General features: G+C 66.6%; 14 protein-coding genes. 9 read left to right on the top strand and 5 right to left on the bottom strand.

Annotated elements, in window-relative coordinates:
- Window positions 1–6: 6 nt before the first annotated feature.
- Both G3N61_RS14765 and mnmC read right to left on the bottom strand, forming a co-directional pair.
- Window positions 7–1221, bottom strand: a complete 1215-nt coding sequence (locus G3N61_RS14765) for a cation:proton antiporter (protein WP_043184840.1) — start codon at window positions 1219–1221, stop codon at window positions 7–9.
- A 671-nt stretch (window positions 1222–1892) separates the two neighbouring features.
- Window positions 1893–3839: a bifunctional tRNA (5-methylaminomethyl-2-thiouridine)(34)-methyltransferase MnmD/FAD-dependent 5-carboxymethylaminomethyl-2-thiouridine(34) oxidoreductase MnmC gene (mnmC, locus tag G3N61_RS14760; protein ID WP_205822847.1), complete on the bottom strand. Its 1947-nt coding sequence runs from the start codon at window positions 3837–3839 to the stop codon at window positions 1893–1895.
- A 388-nt stretch (window positions 3840–4227) separates the two neighbouring features.
- Between mnmC and G3N61_RS14755 the strand changes: the two genes are divergently transcribed.
- Window positions 4228–4506 (top strand): HU family DNA-binding protein, encoded by a 279-nt coding sequence (locus G3N61_RS14755; protein ID WP_006401505.1) that lies wholly within the window; start codon window positions 4228–4230, stop codon window positions 4504–4506.
- Between the two features lie 118 nt (window positions 4507–4624).
- Here G3N61_RS14755 and G3N61_RS14750 read toward each other — a convergent pair whose 3' ends face one another.
- The gene (locus G3N61_RS14750) at window positions 4625–5938 is read right to left on the bottom strand and encodes a GTP-binding protein (RefSeq protein WP_089449631.1); all 1314 of its coding nucleotides are present in this window, start codon (window positions 5936–5938) and stop codon (window positions 4625–4627) included.
- A 158-nt stretch (window positions 5939–6096) separates the two neighbouring features.
- Window positions 6097–6546 (bottom strand): lytic transglycosylase domain-containing protein, encoded by a 450-nt coding sequence (locus tag G3N61_RS14745; protein ID WP_205822846.1) that lies wholly within the window; start codon window positions 6544–6546, stop codon window positions 6097–6099.
- 367 nt (window positions 6547–6913) lie between these two features.
- On the opposite strand from G3N61_RS14745, the gene gspD reads away from it, so the two are divergent.
- From gspD to gspF, 3 genes are read left to right on the top strand one after another with little or no spacing between them, the layout of a single operon-like run.
- The gene (gspD, locus tag G3N61_RS14740; RefSeq protein WP_205822845.1) at window positions 6914–9244 is read left to right on the top strand and encodes a type II secretion system secretin GspD; all 2331 of its coding nucleotides are present in this window, start codon (window positions 6914–6916) and stop codon (window positions 9242–9244) included.
- Window positions 9241–10740: a type II secretion system ATPase GspE gene (gspE, locus tag G3N61_RS14735; protein ID WP_089449629.1), complete on the top strand. Its 1500-nt coding sequence runs from the start codon at window positions 9241–9243 to the stop codon at window positions 10738–10740. The genes gspD and gspE overlap by 4 nt, the downstream gene beginning before the upstream one ends.
- A 4-nt stretch (window positions 10741–10744) precedes the next feature.
- Window positions 10745–11962, top strand: a complete 1218-nt coding sequence (gspF, locus tag G3N61_RS14730) for a type II secretion system inner membrane protein GspF (protein WP_043184834.1) — start codon at window positions 10745–10747, stop codon at window positions 11960–11962.
- Between the two features lie 35 nt (window positions 11963–11997).
- Here the strand turns inward: gspF and G3N61_RS14725 are convergent, their stop codons facing one another.
- Window positions 11998–12408: a hypothetical protein gene (locus G3N61_RS14725; protein ID WP_043184833.1), complete on the bottom strand. Its 411-nt coding sequence runs from the start codon at window positions 12406–12408 to the stop codon at window positions 11998–12000.
- Window positions 12409–12583: 175 nt separating this feature from the next.
- Here G3N61_RS14725 and gspG point away from each other — a divergent pair, with 175 nt between their 5' ends.
- From gspG to gspK, 5 genes are read left to right on the top strand one after another with little or no spacing between them, the layout of a single operon-like run.
- The gene (gene gspG / locus G3N61_RS14720) at window positions 12584–13036 is read left to right on the top strand and encodes a type II secretion system major pseudopilin GspG (RefSeq protein WP_043184832.1); all 453 of its coding nucleotides are present in this window, start codon (window positions 12584–12586) and stop codon (window positions 13034–13036) included.
- Window positions 13037–13075: 39 nt separating this feature from the next.
- Window positions 13076–13645, top strand: a complete 570-nt coding sequence (locus G3N61_RS14715; protein WP_205822844.1) for a GspH/FimT family pseudopilin — start codon at window positions 13076–13078, stop codon at window positions 13643–13645.
- Window positions 13642–14082 carry a type II secretion system minor pseudopilin GspI gene (gspI, locus tag G3N61_RS14710; protein ID WP_205822842.1) on the top strand — a complete coding sequence of 147 codons (441 nt, stop codon included), beginning with the start codon at window positions 13642–13644 and terminating at the stop codon, window positions 14080–14082. Before G3N61_RS14715 ends, gspI begins: the two co-directional genes overlap by 4 nt.
- Window positions 14060–14749 carry a prepilin-type N-terminal cleavage/methylation domain-containing protein gene (locus tag G3N61_RS14705; protein ID WP_205822840.1) on the top strand — a complete coding sequence of 230 codons (690 nt, stop codon included), beginning with the start codon at window positions 14060–14062 and terminating at the stop codon, window positions 14747–14749. The genes gspI and G3N61_RS14705 overlap by 23 nt, the downstream gene beginning before the upstream one ends.
- 2 nt (window positions 14750–14751) lie before the next feature.
- Entirely contained in the window at window positions 14752–15882 is a 1131-nt protein-coding gene (gene gspK, locus G3N61_RS14700) for a type II secretion system minor pseudopilin GspK (protein ID WP_205822838.1), read from the top strand.
- Window positions 15883–16013 lie beyond the last annotated feature (131 nt).

The raw sequence follows: 16013 nt of genomic DNA, 5'->3' as shown, positions 1-16013 counted from the left end.
CCGGAATCAGTTGCTGTCGCTGCGCTCACCGACCGCCGACAGGCAGCGGTAGACGATGAACGGGCTGACGAGCTGCAGGATCACGATCGTGCACATCACGATCGCGCGCAGGTGCGGGTCGAAATTCGGATAGAGCTGGTAGGTGTCGTCGACGAGCAGGTACGACAGCGCGGACATCGGCGTGAGCGCGATGCCGAGCGCGATGCCCTGCTTCATCCCGATGCCGCTCGGCTTCGCGAACGCGACGACGCCGGCCAGCTTCGCGACGAGCCGCGTGACGATCAGCACGATCGCGAGCAACCCGCCGAGCGCGATGTCGCCCCACGTGAACGACGTGAGCGTGAGCACGAACAGGATCACCGTCAGCAGCCAGCCGGCCGTGCCGAAATGCTCGGGCCACAGTTGCGGGCGCGCCTCGAGGTTCTTCACGATGATGCCGGCGAGCAGCAGCGTGAGCAGCGTCGACAGCTTCAGCGCCTGGGCGACGGCGATCGCGAGCATCACGAGCCCGAACAGGGCGACGAACGAATGCTCGTCGCGCATCGTCGCGTTCATGTGGCGGAACAGGTAGTTGCACGAACGCGCGACGAGATACGCGACGATGAACGAACCGGCGATCAGGTAGAGCGGCTGCAGGATCGTCGCGAAAACGTTGCCGTACGCTTCCTGATGGAGCCAGCTCGTCACGAGCTTGGTCAGCACGATCGCATAGACGCTGTTGAGCGCGGTGAGCGTGATGAGGCGTTGCGACACCTGCCCTTCCGCGCGCAGTTCGGTCTTCAGCTGGATCACCATCGACGGCGAGGTCGCGATCGCGATCGCCGACAGCACGAGCGCGACCATTCCCGACACCCCGAGCGCGAGCATCGCGAACAGCACCAGCACGAACGTCAGCGTGGCTTCGGCGAGGCTCGACGCGACGAGCCACGGATTGCGCCGGATCCAGCGCAGGTCGAGGCGGCTGCCGAGCTCGAACAGCAGCAGGCCGAGCGCGACGTCGATCAAGAGCCGCGAGGTTTCGTCGGTGCTTGCATCGATCACGCCGAATCCGAACGAACCGGCGATGAGACCGATCACCGCGTAACCGGTGATGCGAGGCAGACGCCATGCGCGATAGCAAAGCTCGCCACACAGGCCGGCCGCGAACAGCGCGAGCCCGGCCCAGAACACGGCATCCGGCGTGAGCGGCCAGTTGGGCAGGAATGAGAACGCCGACTTCATCGTGGTGACTTCTCCTTTGGAAGCAACCGCCAGCGACGCGGGGTCAAGCGTCAGAAATGGATGCGCGCCGGCTGGGTATCGCCCCGAATGTGATTGTTGTGTCGACGACGGCGGGACATGGGATCCGCCTTTTCCGCCACAGGGCGGAAAGTCGTTCAGGTTGCCGATCTGGATTGTCGGCCTGGTGTGTGAACGGACTGCGCAGTCTCGAAGATTCAGATTCGAAATCGTGCCGACCGTTCCATTGAAGCATGTCCGGCGCCTGGCCGGATGAACGCGAAGGAAACCGATTGTGCCACAGCTTTTTCGGTCTGGAACCCATTGATTCGACTCGCGGCGCTGTGCGGCACCGCAGGTCTTTGGTTTCAAAGGTTTACTTGTATATATACGTAGTAGAAGTTAACAAAGGACGCACAGTTCTGTGGATAACTTCGGTTTACGTCGACAGATCAATGCGTTGGGGAGCCCATAACCCGTTGCACAGACTGTTTGTGCACAGAGGTTTGAGTTGAGCAACTTTCGGGCCGTTTCACAGCTGTGCCGAGTTGCCCAGTTTACGTCCACTGTGATTGCACACGAAGTGCGCGCGGATTCCGCGCGGTTATCCACAGTGTCGAGTGGATAACCTTGCGCGAAAAAGTCGGGAAACTGTGAGCGGCTCGGGTGAGCGGTCAGCCGGCCTGGCCGACGCGGCGCGCGCGCAACGCGCGGATCAGGAAGCGTGCGGGATCGACGGCATCGGCGAGTTCGCGTTCGAGCGGCCACGGTTCGCCTTCGAGTTGCGAGGCGATCAGCTCGGCGCCGAGTGCGGCCCAGACGAGCCCGCGTGAGCCGAAGCCGAATGCGCCATAGAGTCCGGGCAGGCGCGGCAGGTCGCGTGCCTGCGCACCGCTCAGTGCGCGCGCGTTGGCGATGGCGCCCGCTTCGTCGGCGAGCGGGCCGAGCAGCGGCAGGCGGTCGCCGACGACCCAGCGGAACGCCACGCGGCCGCGCAGTGTGTCGGGATCCGGCAGGTCGCCGATCAGGCCCGGCAGCAGATGCCGGACGCGCTCGAGGTTTTCGAGGTGGCCGGCCGCGCGCATCGCAGGATGGACGTCGTCGGGTTCGAACGTCGCGCCGATCAGCAGCGTGCCGTCGTCGAGCGGCACCGCGTAACCGTCGCCGATCGTCGGGCACGGCAGCGGTGCCGTGCTGCCGGGGGGCAGCAACGTGAGCTGGCCGCGCACCGGTTGCAGCGCGACATGCTGCAGCCCGGCGAGACGCGCGGCGTCGCCGGCGTTCGCGAGCACGACGACGGGCGCTTCGGCCAGCGTGCCGCCCGCCTCGTCCAGTGCATGCCATGCGTCGCCCCGCCGTTCGAGTTTTGCAACGCTGTTGGAGGCGAGCAAGCGCACGCGCTCGCCGGCTGCCGCGTATTGGGCCGCGCAAAGGCCGGCCGGCCAGACGGCGCCGCCGTGCGGAAACAGCAGGCCGCCCTGCGCGACCGGCAGGTTCAGATGCGCGCGCGCGGCATCGACGTCGAGCAGCGAGACATAGTCGGAGGGTGCGCCGAACGCATCGAATGCATCGCGCATCCGTGCGAAGTCGTCGGCCGATTCGGCGAGATGGATCATCCCGTGCGTGCTGCGCGCGAATGTGTGGCCCGCACGTTCGAGTGCGCGCCAGCGTGCGATCGCGTGCAGGAAGCCGCCGCGCGTGAGGCGGCTCGCGACGTTGTCGTCGCGTGTCATCAGCGGATGGAAAACGCCGGCCGGATTGCCCGATGCTTCGCTCGCGATCCGGTCGTGCCGCTCGATCAACGTGACTTCCCAGCCGCGCGCAGCCAGGCGTTCGACGACCGCGCAGCCGGCCAGGCCCGCACCGATCACGATCGCGCGGCGCGTCGCAACGGGCAGTGCGAGCGGCGGTTCGTGCCGGCGCGCGCGCCAGCGCGGCGCATATGCGCCGACGAGCACATCGTCGACCTCGCGATACGTGAAACCCGCTTTGCCGAGTGCGTGTTTCAACGCGTCGGAATTCGCATGCGCTGCAAACGTGGCGTGTTCGCCGGCGATTTTCGAAAGCGCGCGAACCACGTCGGTCGAACGGAGATCCGCGTCGCTCGACGACGCGAAGCCGTCGAGACAGAACGCGTCGGCGCGCGCGACGATCTTCCCCAGCATGTCGATCGCGTCGCCGAACGCGAGCGTGAGCACCACGCGCCCTTCGTCGAATTCGAGCCGATGCAGGCCCGGCACGAGCATCGGCCACGCGTCGGCGAGCGCATCGACATCTGCGGATATGGTTGTGTTCGCAACGATATGCGAAGCGGCGCGGCGCAGGTCGTCGCGCGAGAACGGATGCGGTTCGACTGCGACAAAATGCAGCCGCTCGCAGCGCGCGGGATCGTCGCGCCACGCGGCCCAGGCCGCGAGGAAGCTGCCACCCGCGCCGAATCCCGTCGCGACGATCGTGAACGTGCGGCGGCCCTGCCAGCGCGCCGGCAGCGCGTTGCCCGCGACGAACACGCGATGCGCAAGCGCGGCTGACGCACCGCGATGGAGATCGCCGAACTCGGGCGAGACGAGCGTGCCGTCGTCGCGAAGCGCGAGCGTGGCGGGAACAAGTCGGTCGGTCATGCGAAACAAAAAACGTGGCAGCCAAGCCTGGCAAGGGATTGCGCGGAGCCGTCCGACCGGTCGTTGGAAAATGCCAACGGGGCGGCGCACGGGCGGACCGCGCTGCGTATCCTGTCCGGTTGGCGCTGGTCAAAAAACGGGCAGTCGATGATTCATTCGGCGAAATACCGATGAAAATCTTTGAAACCCTTGTCGTTATTGGGTTTGCGCTGCGCTATCATAGCAACGCCGTACCGCGGGGTGGCCACCGGCTAACCGGAGGGCGCGTCGCGCGGGCCAGGATTCGGCGCTGTGTCGTCGGAGTCTGACTCTCGACGGCACGGTTCGCGCACGTATAATCGGCGCGTTCGCGCTGTTCGTGTCAACCTAACCTGATAAAGGAACCTTAATGAACAAACAGGAACTGATCGACGCCGTCGCCGCCCAAACGGGCGCCAGCAAGGCTCAAACCGGCGAAACGCTGGACACGCTGCTCGAAGTTATCAAGAAGGCCGTGTCGAAGGGTGATGCGGTTCAGCTGATCGGCTTCGGCAGCTTCGGTTCGGGCAAGCGCGCAGCACGTACGGGCCGCAACCCGAAGACCGGCGAAACCATCAAGATCCCGGCAGCCAAGACGGTCAAGTTCACGGCTGGCAAGGCGTTCAAGGACGCCGTCAACAAGCGTTAATCCAGCGCCTGTTCCAAGAAAAACCCGCCTTTCGGCGGGTTTTTTGTTGGGTGCGCGCGGCATTTTTGCCACAGTCCGCGACCCTCTTGCAAGATTTAACGGTTGTTTTTACGACGCGTTACGCGTGCACGATCTGCGTGTTGCCGTGATCGTCGTCGTCGTGCGAATCGATATCCCACACCGGGAACGGATCGTCGAACGCGTGCCATCCCGCCGCGCCGAGCGCGAATTCCGCGTCGGTGAGCAGGCACGCATCGAGCTTCGCGCGCCATGCATCCGCGTCGAGCGCGATGCCGATCATCACGAGTTCCTGCCGGCGATCGCCCACCGTGCGATCGTCGAGATCGCCGTGCCATTCGGCGCGGATTTCAGCGAGCAGCTCGTCGTCGTCCGGCCATTCCGCGCGATCCTGCGCAGCCCACCAGAGACCCGCCGGGCCATGCCGGCATACGCCGCCCGCCTGCGACAGCGAACCCGCGATGTCGTTGCGCGTCGCGAGCCAGAAGAAGCCCTTGCTGCGCAGCACGCCCGGCCACTCCTGGTGCAGCAGCGCCCAGAGTCGTGCCGGATGAAACGGCCGGCGCGCACGGTAAACAAAATTGCCGATCCCGAATTCGTCGGCTTCGCCGTGCACGTGCGCATGATGTTCGTCATGGCAGTCCGGGTCGTCGCAATGCGTGCGATCGTCGTCGAGCGACGCAAGCCAGCCCGGCGCATTCGCGGCCTCGTCGAAATCGAAGCGGCCCGTGTTCAGCACTTCGTCGAGCGGCACGTTGCCGAACGTCGACACGACCTGGTGCGCGCGCGGATTGAGTCGCGCGAAGATGTGCTGCAGGTGTGCGAGTGCGTCGGCGTCGACGAGGTCGGCCTTGTTGATCACCAGCACGTCGCAGAACTCGATCTGTTCGATCAGCAGCTCGACGAGCGTGCGGTCGTCCTCTTCCGACGCGGCGATGCCGCGCGTCGCGAGCGCGTCATCCGAGCCGTAGTCGCGCAGGAAGTTGTACGCGTCGACCACGGTGACGAGCGTGTCGAGCCGTGCGACGGCCGACAGCGACGTGCCGTCGTCGTCGACGAACGTGAAGGTTTCGGCGATCGGCATCGGCTCCGCGATACCGGTCGATTCGATCATGATCGCGTCGAAGCGGCCTTCGGACGCGAGCGTGCGGATCTCGACGAGCAGGTCGTCGCGCAGCGTGCAGCAGATGCAGCCGTTCGACATCTCGACGAGGCGTTCCTCGACGTGCGACAGCGCCTGCGCGTCGCGCACGAGCGAGGCGTCGATGTTGACCGCCGCGAGATCGTTGACGATCACGGCGACTTTCAGGCCCGCGCGGTTCGACAGGACGTGGTTGAGCAGCGTGGTCTTGCCGGCGCCGAGGAAGCCGGACAGCACGGTGACGGGCAACGGCTGGTTCATTGCCGGATTCATAGCGATATGCACCAACGGAAAAATTGAAAAAGCGGCCGCGGCGCCCTTCCGGGGCACGATCGGCCCGCGAACGGGCGAAATGGCGGCGTGAGCCCGCATTGTGCATCAAACGCGCGCCGGCCGGCCGGTACGGCGTCGGGCCACGGCGCGGCGCGATGTCACTGCACGGGCGGCAGCAGCTTCCATTGCGCGAGGATGCCGGCGATCTGCCGCGCATATTTGTCGCGCAGCGACGGTGTTTCGGAATGATAGGCGCCGACGGCCTGCCACGTGTTGCCGTAGCGGTTCATCTTCTGCTTGAGATGCCACGCGGCGATGTAGACGTTCTTGCACGGTTCCATCAGCGTGTCGCGGCCGATTCCGTAGCGCGACAGCGTCGACAGGTGGATCGAATTGATCTGCATCAGGCCGTAGTCGACCGAGCCGTTCGTGTTCTTGTTCAGCGCGTTGGGCCGGTTGCGCGATTCCTGCCACGCGATCGCGCGCAGGATCAGCGGATTGACCTGCTGATATCTGGCCGCTTCGTCGAAACAGTCCGCGCGAGCGTTCGCGCTGGCGAAACACGCGCCGGCGGCGATCAACGCGATCGAAACGAACCGTCTGTTCATGGTGCGGAATCGACAAGAAATTGCGTGCGGGTCGGGAAAACCCGTGCCTGTTATTCGTGCGACGAGAAACGTGCCGCCCGTATCATACCGACAGTCCGTCAGCTTGCGACATACAGGAATACGGCAGCCCGGTTATACCGCATTTGCGTGTCGGTTCATCGTGCAACGGGGACGATGGCCGGCATGCCGAGAACAGTGTCGAATCTTACATATTGCATACGGATCGCCGGATACATGTCGTATGTGAGACAGTCCTCGGATCAATGTGATATTTCGGACATGAAAAACTGCTAATGTCGCCTCTTTCGGACTTGGATCCCAGCACTACCGCCGGAAGTGGCCTGAGCCGGCATCGACCCATTCATCCATGACAAGAAATCGCTTCGTTATGCGGCGTGTCGCCACGACCTTGATCGTCGCCGGCCTCATCGTCTCGCAGGCCGCCTACGCTCAGGTCACGCTCAACTTCGTGAACGCGGACATCGACCAGGTCGCCAAGGCGATCGGCGCCGCAACCGGCAAGACCATCATCGTCGACCCTCGTGTGAAGGGGCAGCTCAACCTCGTGGCCGAACGTCCGGTGCCGGAAGACCAGGCACTGAAGACGCTGCAGTCGGCGCTGCGCATGCAGGGCTTCGCGCTCGTGCAGGATCACGGCGTGCTGAAGGTCGTGCCCGAGGCCGACGCGAAGCTGCAGGGCGTGCCGACTTACGTCGGCAATGCGCCGCAGGCGCGCGGCGACCAGGTGATCACGCAGGTGTTCGAGCTGCACAACGAATCGGCGAACAACCTGTTGCCCGTGCTGCGGCCGCTGATCTCGCCGAACAACACGGTGACGGCCTACCCGGCGAACAACACGATCGTCGTGACCGACTACGCGGACAACGTGCGGCGCATCGCGCAGATCATCGCGGGCGTGGATAGCGCCGCGGGCGCGCAGGTGCAGGTCATTCCGCTGCGCAACGCGAATGCGATCGACCTCGCCGCGCAACTGCAGAAAATGCTCGACCCGGGCGCGATCGGCAACAGCGATGCCACGCTGAAGGTGTCGGTCACGGCCGACCCGCGCACCAACTCGCTGATGCTGCGCGCCTCGAGCGCATCGCGCCTCGCGGCCGCCAAGCGGCTCGTGCAGCAGCTCGACGCGCCGAGCGGCGTGCCGGGCAACATGCACGTGGTGCCGCTGCGCAACGCCGATGCGGTGAAGCTCGCGAAGACGCTGCGCGGCATGCTCGGCAAGGGCAGCGGCAACGACAGCGGCTCGTCGGCGTCGTCCAACGATGCGAACAGCTTCAACCAGAACGGCGGCTCGTCGTCGAGCGGCAACTTCTCGACCGGCACGTCCGGCACCCCGCCGCTGCCGTCGGGCGGCCTCGGCGGCTCGTCGTCCTCATCGTCGTCGTACGGCGGCTCGTCCAGCGGTGGCGGGCTCGGCAGCGGCGGCCTGCTCGGTGGCGACAAGGACAAGGGCGACGACAACCAGCCCGGCGGGATGATCCAGGCGGATGCGGCGACCAACTCGCTGATCATCACCGCGTCGGATCCGGTCTACCGGAACCTGCGCTCGGTGATCGACCAGCTCGACGCACGGCGTGCGCAGGTCTATATCGAAGCGCTGATCGTCGAACTGAACTCGAACACGTCCGGCAACCTCGGCATTCAGTGGCAGATCGCGCAGGGCCAGTTTCTCGGCGGCACGAACTTCAATTCCCCCGGTACGCCCACCGGCAACATCCTCGGGGTGTCGGGCGCGGTTGCAGCCGGCGGTGCGACGGGTCTCGGCGCGTTGGGGCAGACGCTCCTGCCGGGCCTCAACGTCGGTTGGCTGCACAACATGTTCGGCGTGCAGGGCCTCGGCGCGCTGCTCAATTACTTCGCGGGCGTGAGTGACGCGAACGTGCTGTCGACGCCGAACCTCATCACGCTCGACAACGAAGAGGCGAAAATCGTCGTCGGCCAGAACGTGCCGATTCCGACGGGTTCGTATTCGAACCTGACGAGCGGCAATACGAACAACGCATTCAATACCTACGATCGCCGCGACGTCGGTCTCACGCTGCACGTGAAGCCGCAGATCACCGACGGCGGCATTCTGAAGCTGCAGCTCTACACCGAGGATTCGGCGGTCGTGACCTCCACTGCGACCGCAGTCAACGGCCCGACCTTCACCAAGCGCTCGATCCAGTCGACGATCCTCGCGGACAACGGCGAAATCATCGTGCTCGGCGGCCTGATGCAGGACAACTACGCCGTGTCGAACAGCAAGGTGCCGCTGCTGGGCGACATCCCGTGGATCGGCCAGCTGTTCCGCTCGGAGAACAAGAACCGCCAGAAGACCAACCTGATGGTGTTCCTGCGCCCGGTGATCATCAACGATCGCAATGTCGCGCAGCAAGTCACGGCTAACCGCTACGACTACATTCAGGGCGTGACGGGCGCGTACAAGTCGGACAACAACGTGATGCGCGACAAGGACGATCCGGTCGTCCCGCCGATGCCGCTGGGTCCGAGCCAGGGTGGCACGCCGGCGGGCAACCTGTTCGATCTCGACAAGATGCGCCGCCAGCAGATGCAGCGCCAGGTGGCGCCGGTGCCGGCCCAGCCGTTGCCGGAAGCGACGCCCGCGCAGCCGCAGAGCGTGCCGCAGCAGGCGGTGCCGCAACAGCCGCTGACGGCCACGCCGGGAGCGTCGCAGTGAGCGACGTGCTCGCGTCCCCTTCCCACGACGGCGCGCCGGGCGAACGGCAGCCGCCGTCGCCGCTCGCCGCGCGACTGTTGCCGTACGGCTTCGCGAAGAGCGGCCAGGTGCTGATCGCGCACCAGCTCGACGACACGCTCGAGGTGTGGATCAGCGAGCGCACGAGCGACGCCGCGCTCGCGGAGATCGCGCGCAACTTCGGCTCGATTTCCGTGCATCGCGTGCCGGCCGACGAGCTCGCGCAGGCGATCAACCACGCGTATGCGCGCCAGGACGGCAGTGCCGCGCAGGTGGTCGGCGAGGTCGAAGGCGAAGTCGACCTGTCGCGACTGATGCAGGACATCCCCGAAGTCGAGGATCTGCTCGAATCGGAAGACGACGCGCCGATCATCCGGATGATCAACGCGCTGCTCACGCAAGCGGCGCGCGAACAGGCATCGGACATCCACATCGAGCCGTTCGAGAACGCATCGGTCGTGCGCTTTCGCGTCGACGGCACGCTGCGCGACGTCGTGCGGCCGAAGAAGGCGCTGCACGGTGCGCTGATCTCGCGGATCAAGATCATGGCGCAGCTCGACATCGCGGAGAAGCGTTTGCCGCAGGACGGCCGCATCACGCTGCGCGTCGGCGGCCGGCCGGTCGACGTGCGCGTATCGACGCTGCCGACCGGACACGGCGAGCGCGCGGTGCTGCGTCTGCTCGAAAAGGATGCGGCGCGGCTGAACCTCGAAGCGCTCGGGATGGGTCGCGACACGCTCGGCCAGTTCGACAAGCTGATCGCGCGCCCGCACGGCATCGTGCTCGTCACGGGCCCGACGGGTTCGGGCAAGACGACCACGCTGTATGCGTCGATGTCGCGGCTCGAAACCGCGACGACCAACATCATGACCGTCGAGGATCCGATCGAATACGATCTCGGCGGCATCGGCCAGACGCAGGTGAACGAGCGGATCGGGATGACTTTTGCCCGCGCGCTGCGCTCGATCCTGCGCCAGGATCCGGACGTGATCATGATCGGCGAAATCCGCGACCTCGAAACCGCGCAGATCGCGGTGCAGGCGTCGCTGACGGGCCACCTCGTGCTCGCGACGCTGCACACCAACGATGCGGCATCGGCCGTCACGCGTCTGACCGACATGGGCGTCGAGCCCTACCTGCTCGCCTCGTCGCTGCTCGGCGTGCTCGCGCAGCGGCTCGTGCGGCAGCTCTGCCCCGTCTGCAAGGAAGAACGCCAGGAAGAAGGCCGCACCGTGTGGCATCCGGTCGGTTGTGACAAGTGCGGGCATTCGGGTTATTCGGGCCGGCGTGGCGTATACGAACTGCTGCTGGTCGACGAGTCGATCCGCTCGCTGATCCACCGCAATGCGGCCGATGCCGAGATTCTCGCCGCCGGCCGTGCGGAAGGGATGCGTACGCTGCGCGACGACGCCGAGCGTTGGCTCGCGTCGGGCGCGACGTCGCTCGAGGAAGTGCTGCGCGTGACGGGAGGCGCATAGCGCGATGCCGGCATTCCGTTTCGAAGCAATCGATTCGGCGGGACGCGCGCAGAAAGGCGTCATCGATGCCGACAGCGCGCGTGCCGCGCGCGGCCAGCTGCGCACGCAGGGGCTGACGCCGCTCGTCGTCGAACCGGCCGCCAGCGCGACGCGCGGGGCGCGGTCGCAGCGGCTCGCGTTCGGCCGCAAGCTGTCGCAGCGCGAACAGGCGATCCTCACGCGCCAGCTCGCGAGCCTGCTGATCGCGGGGCTGCCGCTCGACGAGGCGCTCGGCGTGCTGACCGAGCAGGCCGAGCGCGACTACATCCGCGAACTGATGGCCGCGATCCGCGCCGAGGTGCTCGGCGGTCATTCGCTCGCGAATGCGCTGGGCCAGCATCCGCGTGATTTCCCGGAAATCTACCGCGCGCTCGTCGCGGCGGGCGAGCACACCGGCAAGCTCGGCATCGTGCTGTCGCGCCTCGCCGACTACATCGAGCAGAGCAACGCGCTGAAGCAGAAGATCCTGCTGGCGTTCACGTATCCGGGCATCGTCACGCTGATCGCATTCGGCATCGTCACGTTCCTGCTGAGCTACGTCGTGCCGCAGGTCGTCAACGTGTTCGCGAGCACGAAACAGCAGCTGCCCATGCTGACGATCGTGATGATGGCACTGTCGGATTTCGTGCGGCACTGGTGGTGGGCGATCCTGATCGCGGTCGCGCTCGTCGCGTGGTTCGTGAAGGCGACGCTGTCGCGCGACGGGCCCCGGTTGCGCTTCGACCGCTGGGTGCTGACCGCGCCGCTCGCGGGCAAGCTCGTGCGCGGCTACAACACCGTGCGCTTCGCGAGCACGCTCGGCATTCTCACCGCGGCGGGCGTGCCGATCCTGCGCGCGCTGCAGGCGGCCGGCGAGACACTGTCGAACCGCGCGATGCGCGCGAACATCGACGACGCGATCGTGCGCGTGCGCGAAGGCTCCGCGCTGTCGCGCGCACTGAACAACGTGAAGACGTTTCCGCCGGTGCTCGTGCACCTGATTCGTTCCGGTGAAGCGACGGGCGACGTGACGACGATGCTGGATCGCGCGGCCGAAGGCGAAGCGCGCGAGCTCGAGCGTCGCACGATGTTCCTGACGAGCCTGCTGGAGCCGCTGCTGATCCTGGCGATGGGCGGCATCGTGCTCGTGATCGTGCTGGCCGTGATGCTGCCGATCATCGAGCTGAACAACATGGTGCAGTGACGGGCTGACCGTGGGTCAGGCCGTCACCTTCGGCTTCAGCGCATGTAGATCGCCGGGGACGGCGTGTTGGCGGGAAGCTGGACTTCGGTGCGGGCGCCGTTGCGCTCGACGATGATCGAGCGGGGGCGGACTTCGGCGAGCTTCGCGCCGGACGTGACGTCCGCGCCGAGCGACACGGCACGCGGCGGTTCGCCGCCGACGCCGACGATCGCGGCGCCACCGTGGTCGAGCGCGAGGATGCCGAACAGGTGGATGTCCTGCACGGGATTCTTGTCGAGCTGACCGCCGAAGAGCGCCGCGGCGTCCTCGGTGCGGATCGGCAGCCGCGCGGCGGCGGCGGGCAGCGGCGCTTCGCGAGCCGACAGCGTGACGACCCAGTAGGTGGCCGTCGCGCACAAACCCGCGAAGAGGGCGAGGGAAAGGATCCGGATCGAGAGCGCGTTCATGCGCGCTATTGTACGGATGTATATGAAATTTGCGTTGGGTGAAAGCCCTCGGCAATGCGCGCCTTACAATGCGTGCTCCGCGCCCGCGGGTTCGGAAGCTTGCCGTCAGGCAATCGTCCGGTGCGCCGGGTGCGTCACTCAACCAACGACATTTTTTGGAAAGAGGTAGTCAGTCATGCAAACGTGGATCACTCGCCGCAACGCGGCCGTGCGTCGTCAGCGCGGTTTCACGCTGATCGAGATCATGGTGGTGGTCGCGATCCTCGGGATCCTGGCGGCACTGATCGTGCCGAAGATCATGAGCCGCCCGGACGAAGCGCGCCGCATCGCCGCCAAGCAGGACATCGGCACGATCATGCAGGGGCTCAAGCTGTACCGTCTCGACAACGGCCGCTACCCGACCCAGGAGCAGGGCCTGAACGCGCTGATCCAGAAGCCGACCACCGATCCGATCCCGAACAACTGGAAGGACGGCGGCTATCTCGAGCGCCTGCCGAACGATCCGTGGGGCAACGGCTACAAGTACCTGAACCCGGGCGTGCACGGCGAGATCGACGTGTTCAGCTACGGCGCCGACGGCAAGGAAGGCGGCGAAGGCAACGATTCCGACATCGGTTCGTGGCAATAAGGCTTCACTGACCGGCCCGACGCTTCGTTCCCGTTCTTCATGCTCGCCATTCGCACGACCTCCCGCTGCGGCCGCGATTGCCGTGCGCGTCGCGGCGCGGCTGCGTCCGTGCCGGCGCATGCCGACGGCGGGCAGGCGTGGCACGGTGCGCGGCGTCATCACGCACGCGGCTTCACGCTGCTCGAAATGCTGGTCGTGCTCGTGATCGCGGGGCTGCTCGTGTCGCTCGCGTCGCTGTCGCTCACGCGCAATCCGCGCACCGATCTGCGCGAGGAAGCGCAGCGCATCGCGCTGCTGTTCGAGACCGCCGGCGACGAAGCGCAGGTGCGTGCCCGGCCGATCGCGTGGCAGCCGACCGCGCACGGCTTCCGGTTCGACGTCAGCTCGCCCGACGGCTGGCGCACGCTGCGTGACGACCTGCTGCGCCCGCGTGACTGGGACGGTGGCGTCACGGGCGCCGACATCGACTATCCGGGGTCCGACACGCATGCGAATCGTGTCGTGTTCGGCACCGAGAGCATCGACACGCCGGTGCGCGTGACGCTGCATTCGGCCGCCGGCAGCGCGACGATCGTCGGCACCGGCAACGGCCGCTACGAGGTGCAATGACGATGCGTCGTCGCCTGCCCTTCCCCGTTGCTTCGTCTCGCCGCCATGCCTCGAAGGGGCTTCCTTCGAGCCGCGGTTTCACGATGATCGAGGTGCTGGTCGCGCTCGCGATCATCGCCGTCGCGCTCGCCGCGTCGATCCGCGCGGTCGGCACGATGGCGACCAATGCCTCCGATCTGCATCGCCGGCTGCTGGCCGGCTGGAGCGCCGACAACGCGCTCGCGCAGATGCGCCTCACGCATGCGTGGCCGGAGATCGGCGAGCAGAGTTTCGACTGCTCGCAAGGCAACGTGCAGCTCGTCTGCACGCAGCGCGTGAGCACCACGCCCAACCCGGTGTTCCGGCGCGTCCGGATTTCGGTGAGCATGCCGGGGCGCACCGGCGTGCTCGCGCAGATGGTGACGGTGGTCGCGAATGAAACCAGCCGTCCGCTCTGACGCGCCGATGCGCCGCCCGCTCGCCCGCCCTGCCCGCGGCTTTACGCTGATCGAGCTGATGATCGCGATCGCGATCCTTGCGGTGGTCGCGATCCTCGCGTGGCGCGGGCTCGACCAGATCATGCGCGGGCGCGACAAGGTCGCGGCCGCGATGGAAGACGAGCGCGTGTTCGCGCAGATGTTCGACCAGATGCGCATCGACGCGCGGCTCGCCGCGACCGACGACGAGGCCGGCCAGCCGGCGATCGGCGTCGCCGGCAATACGCTGCAGATCGTCCGCGAACTCGAAGTGCCGGGCGCCGCGCCGCGGCTGCAGGTGATCCGCTACCGGATCGCCGGCGGGCGCGTCGTGCGCTATGCGTCGCCGCCGATCGACGACGCGAACCGGCTGCGCAGCGTGCTGAAGGACAGCAGCGTCGAAGGTTGGAGCTGGGTCGCGCTGATGGGCGGCGTCGGCGCGATCGACGCGAAGCTGTACGTGCCGCGCGTGGGCTGGACCACCAACCTGCAGACGGCCAACGACGCGCTCGCGCAGAACAACGATGCGCTCAAGGTGCCGCAGATCGGCAACGCGCCGCCGACGCGCGCGGTGACGGGGCTGCAGGTCAGCATCGGCGCGACGTCGCTGCGCGTGCCGGTCACGCGCATCTTCCTCGTCGGGGAATGACGATGCGCGCGCGCCCTCACCGCTCATTGCGTGCCGCCCGTGCGGCCGGTCCCGCACCGGCACGCGGCCGCCAGCGCGGCGCGGCGATCATTACCGCGCTGCTGGTCGTCGCGCTGTCGGCGATCCTGGTCTCGGGGATGCTGTGGCGCCAGCAGGTGCAGATCCGCCGCATCGAGAATCAGCGCATGCTCGCGCAGGCACAGTGGGTCGCACGCGGCGCGCTCGACTGGACGCGGATGATCCTGCGCTCCGAAGGCGACACGGCGCCCGGCATCACATATCTCGGCGGCATCTGGGGCGTACCGATCGCGAAGACCAAGCTGTCGGATTTCCTCGGCCGGATCGGCGCGCCCAACGACACCGGTGGCGAAGACACCTATATCTCCGGCTCGATCGAGGACGCGCAGGCGAAGTTCAACCTGCGCAACTTGGTCGCGTCGCCGGCGCCCGGCGTGCTGCAGTTGAACGTCACGCAAGTCCAGGCGTTCCAGCGCCTGCTGACGACGCTCGGCTACGACGGCGCGTTCGCGAAGCGCATCGCGCTGCAGGTGCGCGCGAGCCTGCTGAATTCGGCGACGCGTTTCCAGATGCCGACGCTGCCGGGGGGCGGCACGGCGCCGCCGGTCACCGCACCGGTGACGACCGATCAGCAAGGCGGTGGCGGCTTCACCGACGATCCCGGCATGACGGGCGGCGATCGCGGGCCCGCGCCGCTGATGATGACGGGTGTCGACAGCCTGCTCGACGTCGACGGCGTGACGCCCGAGATGGTCGCGCGGCTGCGCCCGTTCGTCACCGTGCTGCCGACCACGACGCCCGTGAACATGAATACCGCGCCGGCCGAGGTGATCGCGGCGCTGATGCCGGGGATGAGCGTGTCGTCCGCGCAGGCGCTCGTGTCGCGCCGCGAGACCGTGTTTTTCCGCAACGTCGCCGACGTGCAGCTCGCGCTGCGCGGCGCCGGTGCACCGAACGTGACGCTCGACCAGAGCCAGATCGACGTCAATTCGAGCTATTTCATCGTGCATGGCCGGATCCAGCACGATCGCGCGGAGGTCGATCGCACCTCGCTCGTGTATCGTGATCCGACCACGCATTCGACACGGGTCGTGCGCATCCGCGACCAGCTATAACGACGCCAAGGCAAGATTCGCGCAGCGCGACACGCGGCCTTGTTTACAATGCCGGATTATTCAGTCCGGGCGAACGCCGGCCTGCGATCCAGCCGCCACGCTCACTCACCGAATCACCGCACGCATATTTT

This window comes from Burkholderia sp. Ac-20349 (genome assembly GCF_017104865.1).
In the GTDB taxonomy this organism is placed as follows: Bacteria; Pseudomonadota; Gammaproteobacteria; order Burkholderiales; family Burkholderiaceae; genus Burkholderia; species Burkholderia aenigmatica.
Note: the sequence above shows the minus strand (reverse complement) of the source record. Positions and strands in the feature narration are given on the sequence as shown.

Excerpts from the sequence above, each read along its gene's own strand:
- G3N61_RS14765 (WP_043184840.1), bottom strand. The coding sequence starts at position 1,221 with ATGAAGTCGGCGTTCTCATTCCTGCCCAACTGGCCGCTCACGCCGGAT.
- mnmC (WP_205822847.1), bottom strand. The coding sequence starts at position 3,839 with ATGACCGACCGACTTGTTCCCGCCACGCTCGCGCTTCGCGACGACGGC.
- G3N61_RS14755 (WP_006401505.1), top strand. The coding sequence starts at position 4,228 with ATGAACAAACAGGAACTGATCGACGCCGTCGCCGCCCAAACGGGCGCC.
- G3N61_RS14750 (WP_089449631.1), bottom strand. The coding sequence starts at position 5,938 with ATGAATCCGGCAATGAACCAGCCGTTGCCCGTCACCGTGCTGTCCGGC.
- G3N61_RS14745 (WP_205822846.1), bottom strand. The coding sequence starts at position 6,546 with ATGAACAGACGGTTCGTTTCGATCGCGTTGATCGCCGCCGGCGCGTGT.
- gspD (WP_205822845.1), top strand. The coding sequence starts at position 6,914 with ATGACAAGAAATCGCTTCGTTATGCGGCGTGTCGCCACGACCTTGATC.
- gspF (WP_043184834.1), top strand. The coding sequence starts at position 10,745 with ATGCCGGCATTCCGTTTCGAAGCAATCGATTCGGCGGGACGCGCGCAG.
- G3N61_RS14725 (WP_043184833.1), bottom strand. The coding sequence starts at position 12,408 with ATGAACGCGCTCTCGATCCGGATCCTTTCCCTCGCCCTCTTCGCGGGT.
- gspG (WP_043184832.1), top strand. The coding sequence starts at position 12,584 with ATGCAAACGTGGATCACTCGCCGCAACGCGGCCGTGCGTCGTCAGCGC.
- G3N61_RS14715 (WP_205822844.1), top strand. The coding sequence starts at position 13,076 with ATGCTCGCCATTCGCACGACCTCCCGCTGCGGCCGCGATTGCCGTGCG.
- gspI (WP_205822842.1), top strand. The coding sequence starts at position 13,642 with ATGACGATGCGTCGTCGCCTGCCCTTCCCCGTTGCTTCGTCTCGCCGC.
- G3N61_RS14705 (WP_205822840.1), top strand. The coding sequence starts at position 14,060 with ATGAAACCAGCCGTCCGCTCTGACGCGCCGATGCGCCGCCCGCTCGCC.
- gspK (WP_205822838.1), top strand. The coding sequence starts at position 14,752 with ATGCGCGCGCGCCCTCACCGCTCATTGCGTGCCGCCCGTGCGGCCGGT.